Consider the following 15,253-nt stretch of genomic DNA (forward strand, 5'->3'; position numbering starts at 1 on the left):
CGCCCAAAAACCTGACCCGCGCGGCCGCCCGGCTCGTGAAGGCTTTCGCGCGTCCGGATTATTGCGACATGACGCCCGCGTCCTCCGGGGGCAGCTCGGGGGGCGAGGCGCGCAGCCAGCGGCAGCCGTGCGGTCCCAGCGCGAGCTTGGCCGTGCCGTCGGCCGACACCTTGATCGTGCCGTCCACCAGCAGGTCCGTGAGGTCGCAGTTCTCCAGGCCGTCCAGCCGCAGCTCGACGTCCCTGGCCGTGTCGCACAGGTTGTGGGCGACCACGACCGTCGCGCCGTCGGCGTCGCAGCGGTGCGAGAAGATCGCGTCGTCGCCGGTGTCCAGCACCGTGTACTGCCCCCAGGCCAGCTCAGGGCATTCGCGGTACCGCTCGATGAGGAGCTGGAACCAGCGCAGCAGCGAGTCGGTGTCGCGTTTCTGGTCGGCCACGTTGACCCGGTCGGGCGCGAACGAGCCCTCGGGGATCTCGCGGACCGTCTCCTCCTTCTGGCTGAAGCCGCCGTCCTCGGACCACTGCATGGGGATGCGGACGGCCATCCGCCCCTCTTCGTCCAGGTTCTCCCCCATGCCGATTTCCTCGCCGTAGAAGATCACGGGGGTGCCGGGAAGGGAGAACAGCAGGCTGTAGGCCATCTTGATGCGCCGCAGGTCGCCGCCGAACATCGTGGGCAGCCGCCGCCGCAGCCCGCGGCCGAAGATCTGCATGTCCTTACGGGGGCCGAACGCCTCGAAGATCTCCTGGCGTTCCTCTTCGGTGAGCTTGTCGAGGGTCAGTTCGTCGTGGTTGCGGAGGAACATCGCCCATTGACAGTCCTTGGGGGCCCGGGGGCGTTCCTGCAGGGCGTCCATCAGGGGGCGGGCGTTGTTACGGGCGAAGGAGAGCCAGCTGTTCTGCATGCCGATGAAGTCGAAGCACATGGTGATCTGGTCACCGAGCCCTTCACCGAAGTACCGCAGTAACTCCTTGTAGGGCAGGTTGACCTCGCCCAGCAGGATCGAGCCGCCCTTGCGCCTGGTCATGAAGGCCCGCAGGTCGGCCAGGAACTCGTGCGGGTTGGCCAGCTTGGGGTTGACGTTCTCGATGAGGAACGGCACCGCGTCCACCCGGAAGCCCGACAGGCCGAGCTCCATCCAGAAGCCGAGGATGCGGGTGATCTCGTCCCTGACCTCGGGGTTGCCGACGTTCAGGTCCGGCTGGTGACGGTAGAAGCTGTGCAGGTAGTACTGGCCGCTGCCCTCGTCGTACTGCCAGATGGAGTCCTCCTTGTCGGGGAAGACCACCTGTTTCGGGTCGTCGGGCTCGGGGGTGTCGGACCAGACGTACCAGTCGCGCATCGGCGAGTCCTTGCTCCTGCGCGACTCCTTGAACCAGGGGTGCTGGTCCGAGGTGTGGTTGACGACCAGGTCCGCGATCACCCGCAGGCCCCGGTCGTTGGCGGTCCGCATGAACTCCACGAAGTCGCCCAGGGTCCCCAGCCGGGGGTCGATGCTGTAGAAGTCGGTGATGTCGTAACCGTCGTCCCGGTTGGGGGTGGGGAAGAACGGCATCAGCCAGAGGCAGGTCACGCCGAGACCCGCGAGGTAGTCGATCTGCTGGGTCAAGCCGCGGAAGTCGCCCACACCGTCGCCGTTACCGTCCTTGAACGTCTCCACGTCCAGGCAGTACACGACGGCGTTCTTCCACCAGACGTCGGAGGTGTACGTCAGTCGCATGGCGGGCCTGCTACCCACCCGGCCAGAAGAAATGTCCTTTTGGTGGTTTGCGTCCGGTTCTAATCCCGTGACCTCGGGCCACCAGGGCATTGCCGAACCCGAGCAGCCGTGCGGATCCCGCGCAAATAGTTCGGGAGCCGAACTGATGGTAATCTGATCTCATGGCCAAGCCCGAGGAGCAGCTGGGAGTCGTCTCCGCCCTGGTGCGCTCGACCTTCCTGGTCAACGCCGTCTACGCCGAGTCCGCCCGCGCGTACGGGCTGACCTCCCAGCAGGGCCAGCTCCTGTGCGTGCTGATGGCCCAGCCGTACGGGATGAGCGAGCTGGGCGCGATGTTGCGCCTGGCCAAGTCGAGCCTCACCGAGCTGGTCGACCGCACCGCGCAGCGCGGCATGGTGCGCCGCGAGCCCAACCCCGCCGACCGGCGCGCCGTCCAGGTCACGCTGACCGAGGAGGGCGCCAAGCTCGCCGACGAGTTCTACACCGAGGCGTGCCGGCGCATCGACGAGCTTCCGTCGGGGCTCGACGAGGCCGAGCGCGCCACGCTCGCCGACCTGCTCTCCCGCCTGGTGCGGGACAACAACGCCCCCACGGTCTTCATCGAGCGCGCCGACACCCCCTGACCGCCGCGCGCGGTCACACCCCGGCCGGCGCCGGCTCGCCGGCGACCCCGAACAGCTCGGCGAACCGTCCGGTGAACAGGTCCCGGCCCTTGTAGTCGGCCACCGACTCGGCCGGCAGCACGATCGGCCCCTCGGGCGAGGGCAGCTGGCCGACGCCCCCTTCGGCCCCCAGCGGCAGCAGCACGAACGGCAGCGGCGAGGGCCGGTACACCGACGAGGGCCGCTCGCCGCGCAGCTGGGCGATGATGTTCGCGGCCACGACCTCGGCGTGCTGCATCGCGTTCCCGGCCATCTTGGCCTCGGCCAGGTCGGTGATGTCGCCGATCGCGTAGACGTGCTCGTGGCCCTCGACGTTGAGCCGTTCGGTCACCCGTACGTGGCCGCGGGGCGTGCGCGCGTCGCCGAGGTCGCCGTCGAGGTAGCCGGTCCGGACGCGCACGCCGTACGCGCGGAACCAGATGTCGGCCGACAGCTCCCCCGCCGTGGACCCGACGGTGAACGGCCCGGCCCGCCCCGGCCCGGTGGGCGGCTCGGCGTCCAGCGTGGTGCCGAGCAGCAGCTCCACCCCCAGCTCGGCGAGCTGCCTGCGCAGGTCGGCGCGCACCTGCGGCTCGAACGCCGGCAGCAGCTCCGTGCCGTGATCGACGATCGTGACCCGCTTGTCCGGCCACACGGCCTTGATCTCCCCGGCCAGCTCCAGCCCGACCGGCCCGGCCCCGGCGATCAGCACCCGACCGGCCCCCGCCAGCTCCCCGTGGACGGCGTGGATGCGCTCCCGCGCCTGCCCGGCCAGGTCGTCCTCGAACTTGAACGGGAAGGGGTACCCCGACCCGGTGGCCAGCACGAGGTAGTCGGCCTCCACCCGTTCCCCGGACGCCAGCAGCACGCCCCGCGAATCCACCGAGACCGCCCGCTCCCGGACGATCCGGCCACGCTCCATCAACCGGTCGTAGGGGAAGAACATCTTCCCGGCCCATTCCGGCCGGGCCAGCGCCCGCATGGACGCGGCGTTCTGGACGAAGGCGTCCTTGGGCTCGATGAGCACGACGTCCGCGTGCTCGTCCAGCGCCTTGGCGGCCGCCGCGCCGCCGTAACCACCACCGATGATCGCCACAGTACGGCTCATGGTGCACATCTCCCATCGGGACAACAGCTCGTTCGTATTACGAACCATAATAGTTCGTAACCCGAACCGCAACTGCTCGAAAGTTCTCCGTCCCGGCGCGATGAGTTCCGGCGGCCCCGCCGGTACGTATCCGTGAACCTGTCACCAGCGATGAGGAGAGACAGCCATGACCGAGACCCGAGAGCACGACGTGGCCGCCATCAAGAGCGTCCTTGAGCGCCTCTACCAGGCATGGGCCGACGGCGACGCCGACGCCTTCGTCACCGACTACACCGAGGACGCCACCGCGATCATGCCCGGCAGCGTGCGCCGGTCCAGGGAGGAGGTGCGCGGGAAGATGGCCGAGGGCTTCGCGTCCTACCTCAAGGGCAGCACGACCGCCGACCGGCTGGAGAGCATCCGTTTCCTGGGCGAGAGCGCCGCGATCGCGGTGAGCGAGACCGGCGTCCTCTTCCCCGGCGATGCCGAGGTCCCCGCCGAGCGTATGGTGTACGCGACCTGGGTGCTGGAGAAGCGGGACGGCGCCTGGCTGCTCGCGGCCTACCACAACAGCCCGGCCGTCGTGGCAGGCTGACGTACCCGTAGGCAGGCGGAAGGCAGGGCAAGGGCGTGGACGCGGTGACGCCGGGACAAGAGGGCTTCGATCGCCGGATCGAGCCGTTCCGCAAGGAGCTGCTGGCGTACTGCTACCGGATGCTCGGCTCACCCCACGACGCCGAGGACCTGGTCCAGGAGACGTACCTGCGGGCGTGGCGGGCGCGGGAGCAGTACGACGGCACCCGCAGCTCCCTGCGCACCTGGCTCTACCGGATCGCGACCAACGCCTGCCTGACGGCCCTGGAGGTGCGGGGGCGCCGGCCGCTGCCGTCGGGGCTGGTGGCCGCGTCCGACCCGCTGGCGCCGCTCGTCCAGGGGGAGAACCTGGCCTGGCTCCAGCCCCTGCCGGACTCGATGCTGGACGCGGGCGACCCGGCCGGCGCCGTGGTCGCGCGCAGCGGCCTGCGCCTGGCGTTCGCCGCCGCCCTGCAACACCTGTCGGCGCGCCAGCGCGGCGCGCTGATCCTGCGGGACGTGCTGAGCTTCTCCGCGTCGGAGTCCGCGGAGATCCTCGGCACCACCGTCGTGTCGGTGAACAGCTCCCTGCAACGGGCGCGCGCCCGGGTGAAGGAGGCCGGCGTCCGGCGCGAACCGCTCGGCGAGCCGCCGCTGGCCGAGCAGCGCGCCTGGGTCGACCGCTACATGCGCGCCTTCGAGCACGCCGACGTCGAGGAGCTCAAACGGCTGCTCACCGAGGACGTCGTCATGGAGATGCCGCCGATGCTCAACTGGTTCGCCGGGCGCGGCAACTACGGCCTGTTCATGGACTGGGTCTTCGAGGCGGCCGGCACCGACTGGCGGCTGGCGGCGGTCACGGCCAACGGCCAGCCGGGGTTCGGCGCCTTCCGGCGCGCCGGCGACCGGTACGAGCCCCACACGCTGCAGATCTTCACCGTCACCGCCGAGGGCATCAGCCGGAACTCGGTGTTCCAGGGGACCGAGATCTTCTCGGCCTTCGGTCTGGCGGCCGGATTCGACGCGCCCCGATGACCCCGGCGGGCCCGCAAGTTTCTTCAAGACCGGGCAGGGTCGGACGGCCGATGCTGGGCGGGTGATTTCACCCGTTTCTACCCTGGTGACCGGCGTGCGCCGTGGCCCGATGCTCGCCGTGCTGCTCACCGGTCAGGTCATGGCCTCCATGGACGGCTCGATCGTGTCGGTCGCCGCGCAGACCATCCGCCAGGACCTCCACGCCGGCGGCACGGCGATCCAGCTCGTCGTGTCGGGCTACCTGCTGACCGTCGGCGTGCTCCTGGTCACCTGCGCGCGCATCGGCGACCTCGTCGGGCAGCGGCGCGCGTTCCTGTTCGGGCTGGGCTGGTTCACCGCCGCCTCGCTGCTGTGCGGGCTGGCCCCCGACGTGGGCGTGCTGGTGCTCGCGCGCGTCGCGCAGGCCGCCGGGGCGGCGCTGCTCACGCCGCAGATCTTCGCGCTCATCCAGACGCACTGGCAGGGCGACGCCCGCCGCCGGGCGATCGGCCTGTACAGCATGGTGCTCGCCCTGGGCGTCGCGCTGGGGCAGGTGGTCGGCGGGCTGGTCGTCAGCGCGGACTTCCTGGGCCTGTCCTGGCGGCCGGTGTTCCTGATCAACATCCCGATCGGCGTGATCGCGCTGGCCGTGGGGCCGCGCCTGCTGCCGCCCTCGCCCGTGAACGCGCGGGCGCGCCTCGACCCGGGCGGCGTGGCGATCCTGACCGCGGCCATGGCCGCGATCACCGTCCCGCTGATCTTCGGCCGCGACCTCGGCCAGCCGCTCTGGATGTGGATCTCGCTGGCCTGCGGCGCCGCGCTGTCGGTGGTGTTCGTCCGGCACGAGACCAGGGCCCGGCACCCGCTGCTCGACCTGGCCTCGGTACGGCCGCGCGGGGTGCGGCCGGGGCTGGCGGCGTGCTGGATCGTCATGGGCTGCTACACCGTCTTCCTGCTCACCCTCACGCTGCACCTCCAGACCGCGCTGGGGTACTCGCCGCTGTGGGCGGGGCTGGCCTTCGTCCCGTACGCGCTGGGATTCGGCGCGCTCAGCCTGAGCTGGACCCGGTATCCGCAGAGGTTGCAGCGGGTCCTGCCGGTCGCGGGTCCGGTCGCCTTCGCGGTGGGGGCGGGCCTGCTGGCGCTGCTGTGCCGGGACGAGTGGCGGCCGGTCCTGGCCGTCCCGCTGCTGCTGCTGGCCGGGGCCGGGCACGCCGCCGGGTACAGCCCGCTGATCGCGCGCGTCACCACGCTGGTCGAGCCGCGGCTGGCGTCGGCGATCTCGGCGCTGAACGCCACCGGGCCGGTGCTGGCCGGGGTGACCGCCGTCGCCGGGCTCGGCAGCGTCTACTTCGCCGCGCCGTCCTCGGCCGACGGGCTGCTGCGGGTCGTGGCCGCGGTCGCCGTCCTGCTCGTGGGCGCGGCCCTGTGCGCCGTCCGGGCGACGCTGGGGAGCGGCGGCCCGGCGGTCACAGGAGGGTCCCGCCGGACACGTCGAACCTGACCAGCGCCTCGTCGATCCTGGCCAGGGTGTCCGGGTGCAGGGTGAGGTCGGCGGCGGCCAGGTTCTCCTCGATGTGGGCGGGGGTGCGGCTGCCCGGGATCGCCACGACGTGCTCGTCCTGGTGCAGCAGCCAGGACAGGGCCAGCTGGGCGGGGGTGATGCCGAGGTTGGTGGCCAGGGTGCGGATGGGGGCGTACCTGTCGTTGTTGCCGGCCAGGTTCTCCGCCGAGAACCGGGGCGCGTTGTGGCGGAAGTCGCCTTCCTCCAGCCGCTGGACCGTGCCGGTCAGGAAGCCGTTGCCCAGCGGGCTCCAGGCCACCAGGCCGACGCCGAGCTCGCGGGCCGCGGCCAGCAGGTCCGGGTCCACCGGCCGCCACATCGACCACTCGTTCTGCACGGCCGTCACCGGATGGACCGCGTGCGCGGCCCTGAGCTGGGCCGCCGTCACGTTGGACAGGCCGATGTGCCTGATCAGGCCGTCGCGCACCAGGTCCGCCATCGCGCCGACCGTCTCCTCCACCGGGACGCCGGGGTCCGGGTAGTGCAGGTAGTACAGGTCGATCACGTCGGTGTCCAGGTTGCGCAGGCTGCGTTCGGCGTAGCGGCGGACCAGGCGCGGGTCGGCGTTCACGCGCAGCTCGTTGAAGGCGTACCCGACCGGGTACGGGCGGCTGGGCTCGCCTTCGGGGATCGCCAGGCCGAACTTGGTGGCCACCACGACCTCGTCGCGGGGGCGGCCCTTGAGCGCGCGGCCGACCAGGCGCTCGTTGTGGCCGTCCACGCCGTAGGCGTCGCTGGTGTCGATGTGGCCGGCGCCGCCATCCAGGGCCGCCCGCAACGCCTTCTCGGCCCGGGTGTCGTCGATGTCGCCGTACACACCGGGCGAGAGCACCATCGCGCCGAAACCGAGCGCGGGGACCTGCAGTGTTCCGAGTTCGCGTGTCTTCATGACGATGATCGTGCCGCCGGGGGGCGCCCGGCGTCCAAGACCCTTTGCTATAACCATCGGTTATGGACGTGCACCTGCGGGACCTCCGCTACTTCGTCGCGGTGGCCGAGGAGCTGAACGTGACGCGCGCCGCCGAGCGCCTCTTCGTCTCGCAGCCGGCCCTGTCCAAGCAGCTCAGGGTGCTGGAGCGGCAGCTCGGGTTCGCGCTGCTGGAACGCGTGCACGGCGGCGTGACGCTGACCCGGCAGGGCGCGGCGCTGCTGCCCATGGCCCGCGACCTGCTCGGACGCTGGGCTACCGGCGTGGAGACGGCCCGCGCCGCCGCCCCCGCCGGGACGCTGGTCATCGGCATGCAGACGGCCGTCGGCCGGGGGTTGCAGCAGGAGGCGCTGCGGCTGTTCCGGCAGGCGCGGCCCGGATGGGAGGTGTCGCTCCGGCTCGTGGGCTGGGACGACCCGAGCGGCGGCCTCGCCGACGGCTCCTCCGACGTGGCGTTCATCTGGCTGCCGGTGCCGCCGGGGCTGGAGACGTACGTGCTGGTCACCGAGGAGCGGGGGGTGGCGATGCCGGCCGGTCACCGGCTGGCCGGCCTGGCCGAGGTCCCGTTCGCCGAGCTGCGGGACGAGCCGTTCATCGCGCTGCCCGCCGCGGCCGGCCCGCTGCGCGACTTCTGGCTCGCCCGCGACGCCCGGGACGACGACCCGGTCGTCGGCGTCACGGCGAACACGCCCGAGGAGGTGTTCGAGGCCGTGATCAGCGGGCTGGGCGTCGTCCTGGTCGCCGAGGGGAACGCGGCGCTCTACAAGCGTCCTGGCATGGTCTACCGCCCGGTGACGGGTCTGCAGCCGGGCCGGCTCGCCATCGCCTGGCGCCGCGGGGACGCCCGTCCCCACGTCACCGCCTTCGTCGAGGCCCTGAAACGGGCCGCCGCCACGGTCCGCGTCGTCGTCCCGGAAGCCGCAAATCCGGGGAAGGGCTCGCTTTTCCGGTGATCACCCCGAATTCATCGGCACGTTTCGGGAAGTCGCCACTAAGGTCTGACCCGACGCACCGGTAACACAGGAAAGGCACCCCCTATGAGCGACCACGCCATCACCTTCGACCTCATCGACGTCGACAAGGACGGCCGCATCTCCGCCGTCGAACTCGTCCGCCTGATGGAGATCCTCGGCCAGCCCATCACGCTGGACGCGGCCCAGGAAGGCGTGCGGAAACTGGACAAGGACGGCGACGGCCTGATTGACGTGGACGAGTTCGGCGCATTCCTGCAGAAATGACAGAAACAAGCTCTTGCTAGGCAAGTCTTGTCGCCTGAGCCACAATGGCGACATGAGGGACGATGGCCATCAAGAGTGACATCAACGAAACCGGGCTCCCCGCGGACATCGTGAGAACGCTCAGGGCGGGCATCGGAAAGGTCTCGGCCGAGGTGGTCGAGGAGATCCGGACCCGGATCCCCGAGTACGCCCGACCGGCCGACGAGATCTCCATCAAAGTCGTGAAGATGGCGGTCGAGGAGGCCATCGACGGCTTCCTCGACCGCATCGAGAACCCGGGCGCCCCCTTCGACCCCGAGCCGTTCCGCATGATCGGCAAGGGCGAGGCGGCCGAGGGCCGCAACCTGGAGCCGCTGCAGACGGCCATGCGGCTCGGCGCCCGCGTCTGCTGGCGGCGGCTGACGGAGATCGCCGACCCGCTCGGCCTGACCCCGCAGACCCTGTACGACCTGGGCGAGGCCATCTTCGTCTGCCTCGACCGGCTCGCCGACGCCGCCGCCCAGGGCTTCGACGAGGCCAGGGCGCACGCCGCCGGCGAGCTCGAACGCCGCCGCAACCGCCTGCTCGACCTGCTGCTCAGCCGGCCGCCCGCCGCCCCCGAGGCCGTCGCCGACCTGGCCAGGGCCGCCGGATGGCGGCTGCCGCGGACCGTGGCGGGCGTGGCGCTCGACGACCGGCACGGCACGTACCGGGCGCCCGCGCTGCCGCCGGACGTGCTCGGCGGCCTGGAGCGGCCCGCGCCGTGCCTGCTGGTGCCCGACCCGGACGGGCCGGGACAGGCACAGCTGCTCGACCACGCGCTGCGCGGCCACCGTGCCGCGATCGGCCCGGCGGTGCCGTTGGCCGCGGCGGCGACGTCCCTGAGGTGGGCGCGCGAGGCGCTGGAGCTGTCCCGGCGCGGCGTGCTGCCGCGCGGGCTGCTGCGCTGCGCCGACCACATGGCCACGCTCGTGGTGTTCAAGGACGAGGAGCTGGTCGGCGCCATGGCGCAGGCCCGCCTCGCGCCGCTGGCCCACCTGCGGCCCGCCCAGCAGGACCGGCTGGCCGAGACGCTGCTGGCCTGGTTGCGGCACGGCCGGGGCGCCGGCGAGGTGGCCGCCCGGCTGCACGTGCATCCGCAGACCGTGCGCTACCGGCTGCGGCAGCTCGAAGAGCTCTACGGCGACCAGCTCGCCGATCCCGACGTCCGGTTCGAGCTGGAGATCGTGCTCAGGGCCCGCCAGGCCCTCATCGCCGCCGGGCCGTGACCGGCGCGGCGAGGACCGGGCGGGGCCGGGCGGCTGCCGTCAGGCGGTGTGCAGGTAGACCTGGCCGAAGACCTCGGACAGGTTCTTGATGTCCGTGGCGACGTCGGCCTCGGGGCTGCTGTAGTCGTAGACCGTGGCCAGCCGCGGGCGCACGGTGCCGAGCTTCTTGAGCTGGTCCCAGGTGGTGTTGGCCGCCCACTTCTCGCCGTACACCCGGTTGACCTGGCCCTGCGCGTCCTGCCAGCGGCTCCACAGGACGACGGTCTCGGCGGCGTCGGCCTGGAGCGGGGCGGCGATGCGGTCGGTGATGGCCTGGGTGGCCTGCTCGGCGGTGAGCTTGGAGGTGCCGGCGGCGGTGAACCCGGCGTCCTCGGCGGCGATCTGGGCGTAGGCGTCCCAGGCGCGGGCGCGGACCTGGATCCACTGGTTGCGCTGGGCCTCGGCGGCGTCGATCTTCCAGGTGGCGTACTCGGTGGCCAGGTGGCCGGTGTCCAGGGTCAGCTGGTCGATCTGGCCGCCGGAGAGCCAGGCGCCGATGCGGGCGGGGTCGAGCAGCGGGTACTTCTTGGTCATCTCGGCCTTGCAGGCGTCGTTGGCGCCGCAGCCGAACAGCGGGACCACCGTGTGCGCCGCCAGCTTCCTGCCCGGCACGAGGTTGCGCAGCGCGGTCGTGGCCTCGGTGACGAACTTGTCCAGCTCCTCGGCCGTGGCGAAGGTCTGGTTGTAGCCGAGCTGCGAGGTGAACCTGATCCCGGCGACCCCCGGCTGCGCGGCCAGGGCGGCGACCTTCTTGGCGGCCTCGGCCAGCTTGCCGGCCTTGTAGTCGTCGGCCAGCTCGGTCTCGATCCAGGTCCGCAGGCCGGCCTCGACCGCGCTCTTCACGGCCTGGCCCGCCGGGCTCTCGGCGGCGGCCGTCTTGGCGGCGGCCGAGATCCCGTCGGGGTCGACGTGGCACTTCTGGCCGTCCGGGCACTGGTCGGGGGTGCCGCCGTCCTCGGCGCCGTCGACGTCCGGGGAGCCGACGTCGTGCATCTCGCCGTCGCCCTCGGAGTCGGTCGCGCACTCGTTGCCCGCTTCGCTGCAGTCGACCACGATCTCGTGCATCGGGCCGGAGTCGATCATGTTCTTGCCGTCGTTGTCCAGCCAGAACCGGGCGATGTCGGCGGCCTCCTCGGGAGTGGCCAGCCAGCGGCAGACGACGAACGCCGGGGTGTCGGCGGACATCAGGTCGTTGCAGCCCCGTGGATCGTCCTCCGACCAGGCGGGAACTCCGACGCCGAGCAACGACAGGGCCAGTCCGATGACGAAGATCTTCCGCAGTCGCATGGCGCCTTTACTCCCATGGGGGGCGATCGTGGGCAGATAGCACAATATCGGGACGATCAACAACCTTCAATGAGATCCACGGCGATCCTCACGCGGTTCTCGACGCGCAGTAGGCGTCGCAGTCGAGCGCGGGCGAGGCCGCAGGACGATCATCCCTCCGCCCGCGCTTCCCGACCGGCCCCGTCACCCCCATGACGAATATTGGGACGACACCGCACTGCCACAAGCGGCAGACTGGGACGGATTTGAACGTTTTCGAGGGGACCGGCCCAGTGCACAGCTATCTCCGCGACCTCGGGCTGCTCCGCGACCGCAAGTTCGCCCTGTTGTTGTCCGCGCGGACCATCTCCATGCTCGGCAGCGCCTTCGCGCCCGTGGCGCTCGCCTTCGGCATCCTGGAACTACCCGGCGCGGACGCCACGACGTTGTCGGTGGTGCTCACCGCCGAGTCACTGCCCATGATCGTGTTCATGCTGATCGGCGGGGTGATCGCGGACCGGCTGCCGCGGCAGCGGGTGATGATGGCCGGCGAGCTGCTCATGGCGCTGGGCTACTTCGCGCTGGCGGCGATGCTGCTGACCGGCTGGGCGCCGCTGCCCGTGATGAGCGTCGCGGCGGCGGCCTGCGGCGTGGGCACGGCGGTCATGTTCCCGGCGCTGACCGGCATCATCCCCGAGATCGTGCCCGCCGAGCGGCTGCAGGCCGGCAACGCGCTGCTCGGCCTCGGCGCGAACGCCTCGCGCGTGGCCGGGGTGGTGCTGAGCGGCGCCACGGTGCTGTGGTTCGGCGGCGGCTGGGCCCTGCTGGTCAGCGGTGCGATGTTCGCGGTGGCCGGCGTGCTGATCGCGCTGCTGCGCCCGACCCCCGCCGAGCGCGTGGCGGCCGAGCGGCACTCGGTGCTGGCCGACCTGCGCCACGGGTGGCGGGAGTTCCGCTCGCGGCAGTGGATCTGGGTGGTCGTCGCCCAGTTCTCGGTGCTGGTGATGGCGATCCAGGCCGGGCACGGCGTGCTCGGGCCGCTGCTGGCCAAGGAGACGCTGGGCGGGCCGGCGGCCTGGTCGGCGTTCCTGGCGGGCGAGGCCGTCGGGACGATCGCCGGGGTGCTGGTGTCGTTGCGGCTGCGTCCGCGCCGGCCGATCCTGCTCGGCACGCTGTTGTGCCTGCCGACCGCGCTGCCGTACGTGCTGCTCGGGCTGGACGCGCCGCTGTGGGCGATCGTGGCGGGGGCGTTCGTGCTGGGCGTGTGCTTCGACGTCTTCGGCGTGCTGTGGCAGACGACGATGCAGCGCGAGATCCCGGCGGAGTCGTTGTCGCGGGTCAGCTCGTACGACGCGCTCGGGTCACTGATGTTCGGGCCGATCGGGCTGATGCTGGCCGCGCCGGCGGCGGTGGCCTTCGGCACCGAGGGGGCGCTGCTCGGCTGCGCCGCCCTCGTCGTGCTGTCCACGCTCGCCGCGCTGACCGCGCCGGGGGTGCGCAACCTGCGCGCCCCCGAGCCGGAGCCCGAGCCGGTCTCACTCTGAGCGGAACCAGGCGTTGGCCCTCGGCTGGAACATCAGCGTGACGGCCCCGAGCACGGCCGTCACGTGCAGCACCCGGCTGATCGTGAAGAGCCAGGTCACCACGTCGGCCCCGGCGGCGGCCCCGGCGATCGAGCCGCCGTGCAGCAGCCACTGGATCGGCCCCACGACCAGCGACAACGTGCCGAACACGCCGAGCCCCACGGCCAGCGTGAGCCTGGCCCAGTTCTGCCCCGCGCGCATCCGCAGCGCCAGGAAGACCGCCGCGGCGAAGACGGCCACCCGCAGACCGGCGCCGGGCAGCAGGTCCAGGACGCCCGAAGTGCCCTCGTAGAGCTCCCTGCCGACGGCGAGCACGGTCTCGAACGCCCCCGCCGCGACGGCGGACATCCACAGCAGCGCGGCGGCGTGCACGACGGGCGGCGGCTGGGGGGTACGAGGCTCGGCGGTCTGCGAGGCGAGGGCGGTGGTCATGGCGGGCTCCCTGTCGTTTCGGCTACAGGGAAAGTCTGATCCGCGCGCCCGCGCCGATCACGCCCGTCGTCCCCCGAATCCCGGTGAGGCGGGCCCTACCCCGAGGTCTCCGCTCGTGCGCAGGCCGCGGGCCACCACGCGCTCGTGGCCGAGCCCGAAGCGCGGCTCGGGGGCGCGCTCGCCGTCCAGGATCTCGGCCACGTACGCGGCCAGGGCCGGGGCGTGCTTGAACCCGTGGCCCGAGTCGCCGCCGAGCAGCCACACGCCGGGCGCGTCCTCGGCGATGATCCACTCGGCGTCGGGGGTGAGCGCGTACTGGCAGACCTGGCTGAACAGCACCGGCGCGGCCGCCAGCGAGGGGAACCTGCGCCGCAGGTAGTCGCGGGCCTGCTCGACCGCGGACGGGTCCACCGCCCGGCTGCCCTCCTCCGGCTCGTACGGCTGCCCTTCGGCGTCGGAGGTGGCCTTCATGCCGACCCCGTCCACGTCGCCGTGCCCGTAGGCCGAGGAGCCGTAGTCCACCCAGGCGGGCGTCTCGGGGGACGACCACGCGGCGGGCGCGGCGAAGTGCACCGTGTCCTGCCTGGTCACCGTGACCGGCACGGAGAACAGGCCGGGCAGCCAGGCGCCGCACGCCCACACGACGCGGTCGGCCCGCCGCACCTCGCCGTCCACCTCGACCGCGCTCAGCCCCGGCACGGGCGCCGCCCGTCCTCTGACCAGCCGGACGCCGGCCGCCTGGGCCAGCCGGGCGGTCACCTGCGTCGCCCGCCGCGCCCTGAGCACGCCCGCGTGCGGCTCGCGGAGCAGGAAGCTCAGGTCGTCGCCGCGGTAGTCGGGGAAGAAGCGCCGGCCGTCCGCCGGGTCGAGCACCTCAACCGGGATGTCCAGATTTTTCAGTACTTGGGCGCTGGCGTGCTCCCACCCGTCCGGCCGGGCCGCGAACCACACCATGCCCGACTCCAGGAACAGTTCCTCGCCGGCCCGCTCGCCCAGCCGCCGCCAGCCCTCCCGCGCCTCCCAGGCCAGCCGCGCGTACCAGTCGTCGGCGCCGTGCGCGCAGCGCAGGAGCCGCGTCTCCCCCGCGCTGGCCTGCCGGACGTGTCCGGGCTTGTGCTGTTCGACCAGAGTCACCTGCCAGCCGGTTTCGGCCAGCCGCAACGCCAGCGACGACCCCCATATACCGGCTCCGACCACAATGACCGATTTCATGGAACCACCGTGACCGCAGGAACCGGCCCGCGCAAGGGTTCAGACGATGATCAACCGGACCACGACGCCCGCGCAGTTGCCCGCCACGCAGACACGCACCGGGACCTCGGAGATGCCGGCCGCCTGGGGCACCCCGCCCACATGCCCGTCGGGGCCGATCGTCACGCCCGCGGGCAGCTTGGCGTGGTCAGTCACGCTGAAGGTGGGGACGACGCCCGGGGGGCCGCCGTTGATGCCGATCTCGCCGGCGAGCGGGACGCCGGCCCGGCCCGGGAAGGTCAGCTCGCGCGGCTCCCATGGAACGTTCCCGAGCACGACGAGGGTGATGAGCTGCTCGTCGCACGAGTGCCCGGCGCAGAGCCGGACCGGGGCGATGAACGTGCCCACGCGCGAGGGCGTGCCGGACAGCCGCCCGCCCGCGTCGACGCTGACCCCCACGGCGACGTAGCCGGGACGGAAGGTCACGCCCTTGGCGACCGGCAGCAGCCACTGGCTCACCGTGATGCCCTGGGTGAGGTAGAAGGTGTTCTCGACCAGCCGGTCGCCCTCCGCGCGCGGCGGCGGGTCGATCAGGGTCTCCCTCGCCATGTACGCGATCGGCGTGGTGAGCGACGGCACGGCCGGCGGCAGGGCGCAGAGAGCCAGCCCGGCGACCAGGAACAGCCACCTCTGCCGCATCTCCACCCCCCCGACGCCTCTCGTCCCT

15 protein-coding genes are annotated in these 15,253 nt (G+C 72.1%); 8 read left to right on the plus strand and 7 right to left on the minus strand.

What is annotated here, in order from left to right; all coding sequences use genetic code 11:
• Positions 1-58: 58 nt before the first annotated feature.
• Positions 59-1,723: an alpha-amylase family protein gene (locus tag ACWEJ6_RS33050; RefSeq protein WP_387681213.1), complete on the minus strand. Its 1,665-nt coding sequence runs from the start codon at positions 1,721-1,723 to the stop codon at positions 59-61.
• Between the two features lie 161 nt (positions 1,724-1,884).
• Between ACWEJ6_RS33050 and ACWEJ6_RS33055 the strand changes: the two genes are divergently transcribed.
• On the plus strand, positions 1,885-2,346 hold the full coding sequence (locus tag ACWEJ6_RS33055) for a MarR family winged helix-turn-helix transcriptional regulator (protein WP_358000015.1): 462 nt from the start codon (positions 1,885-1,887) through the stop codon (positions 2,344-2,346).
• Between the two features lie 13 nt (positions 2,347-2,359).
• Here the strand turns inward: ACWEJ6_RS33055 and ACWEJ6_RS33060 are convergent, their stop codons facing one another.
• On the minus strand, positions 2,360-3,472 hold the full coding sequence (locus tag ACWEJ6_RS33060; RefSeq protein ID WP_387681216.1) for an NAD(P)/FAD-dependent oxidoreductase: 1,113 nt from the start codon (positions 3,470-3,472) through the stop codon (positions 2,360-2,362).
• A gap of 166 nt (positions 3,473-3,638) precedes the next feature.
• Between ACWEJ6_RS33060 and ACWEJ6_RS33065 the strand changes: the two genes are divergently transcribed.
• From ACWEJ6_RS33065 to ACWEJ6_RS33075, 3 genes are all read left to right on the plus strand, one after another.
• Entirely contained in the window at positions 3,639-4,046 is a 408-nt protein-coding gene (locus tag ACWEJ6_RS33065) for an SgcJ/EcaC family oxidoreductase (RefSeq protein ID WP_452428865.1), read from the plus strand.
• Positions 4,047-4,081: 35 nt separating this feature from the next.
• Positions 4,082-5,059, plus strand: coding sequence for a sigma-70 family RNA polymerase sigma factor (locus ACWEJ6_RS33070; RefSeq protein ID WP_452428867.1), 978 nt, complete (start codon positions 4,082-4,084; stop codon positions 5,057-5,059).
• A 94-nt stretch (positions 5,060-5,153) separates the two neighbouring features.
• The gene (locus tag ACWEJ6_RS33075; protein ID WP_452428869.1) at positions 5,154-6,542 is read left to right on the plus strand and encodes an MFS transporter; all 1,389 of its coding nucleotides are present in this window, start codon (positions 5,154-5,156) and stop codon (positions 6,540-6,542) included.
• Here the strand turns inward: ACWEJ6_RS33075 and ACWEJ6_RS33080 are convergent.
• A complete protein-coding gene (locus ACWEJ6_RS33080; RefSeq protein WP_452428871.1) occupies positions 6,508-7,491 on the minus strand; it encodes an aldo/keto reductase in 984 nt (327 codons plus the stop codon). The genes ACWEJ6_RS33075 and ACWEJ6_RS33080 overlap by 35 nt on opposite strands.
• 62 nt (positions 7,492-7,553) lie before the next feature.
• Here ACWEJ6_RS33080 and ACWEJ6_RS33085 point away from each other — a divergent pair, with 62 nt between their 5' ends.
• From ACWEJ6_RS33085 to ACWEJ6_RS33095, 3 genes are all read left to right on the plus strand, one after another.
• The gene (locus ACWEJ6_RS33085; protein WP_452428873.1) at positions 7,554-8,483 is read left to right on the plus strand and encodes a LysR family transcriptional regulator; all 930 of its coding nucleotides are present in this window, start codon (positions 7,554-7,556) and stop codon (positions 8,481-8,483) included.
• Between the two features lie 84 nt (positions 8,484-8,567).
• Entirely contained in the window at positions 8,568-8,768 is a 201-nt protein-coding gene (locus ACWEJ6_RS33090) for an EF-hand domain-containing protein (RefSeq protein ID WP_352324961.1), read from the plus strand.
• Between the two features lie 62 nt (positions 8,769-8,830).
• A complete protein-coding gene (locus ACWEJ6_RS33095; RefSeq protein WP_452428875.1) occupies positions 8,831-10,015 on the plus strand; it encodes a PucR family transcriptional regulator in 1,185 nt (394 codons plus the stop codon).
• A 39-nt stretch (positions 10,016-10,054) separates the two neighbouring features.
• Here ACWEJ6_RS33095 and ACWEJ6_RS33100 read toward each other — a convergent pair whose 3' ends face one another.
• The gene (locus ACWEJ6_RS33100) at positions 10,055-11,341 is read right to left on the minus strand and encodes a hypothetical protein (protein ID WP_397161646.1); all 1,287 of its coding nucleotides are present in this window, start codon (positions 11,339-11,341) and stop codon (positions 10,055-10,057) included.
• A gap of 272 nt (positions 11,342-11,613) precedes the next feature.
• Between ACWEJ6_RS33100 and ACWEJ6_RS33105 the strand changes: the two genes are divergently transcribed.
• Positions 11,614-12,864 (plus strand): MFS transporter, encoded by a 1,251-nt coding sequence (locus ACWEJ6_RS33105; RefSeq protein WP_452428877.1) that lies wholly within the window; start codon positions 11,614-11,616, stop codon positions 12,862-12,864.
• On the opposite strand, the gene ACWEJ6_RS33110 is transcribed toward ACWEJ6_RS33105, so the two are convergent.
• The 3 genes from ACWEJ6_RS33110 to ACWEJ6_RS33120 are packed head-to-tail and all read right to left on the minus strand — an operon-like array spanning position 12,856 to position 15,225.
• Entirely contained in the window at positions 12,856-13,335 is a 480-nt protein-coding gene (locus ACWEJ6_RS33110; RefSeq protein WP_387681236.1) for a hypothetical protein, read from the minus strand. The two genes, ACWEJ6_RS33105 and ACWEJ6_RS33110, sit on opposite strands and share 9 nt — an antisense overlap.
• 57 nt (positions 13,336-13,392) lie before the next feature.
• On the minus strand, positions 13,393-14,547 hold the full coding sequence (locus ACWEJ6_RS33115) for an NAD(P)/FAD-dependent oxidoreductase (protein ID WP_452428880.1): 1,155 nt from the start codon (positions 14,545-14,547) through the stop codon (positions 13,393-13,395).
• 39 nt (positions 14,548-14,586) lie between these two features.
• Positions 14,587-15,225, minus strand: a complete 639-nt coding sequence (locus ACWEJ6_RS33120; RefSeq protein WP_452428882.1) for a hypothetical protein — start codon at positions 15,223-15,225, stop codon at positions 14,587-14,589.
• Positions 15,226-15,253 lie beyond the last annotated feature (28 nt).

The sequence above is a fragment of the Nonomuraea sp. NPDC004702 genome, from assembly GCF_053601695.1.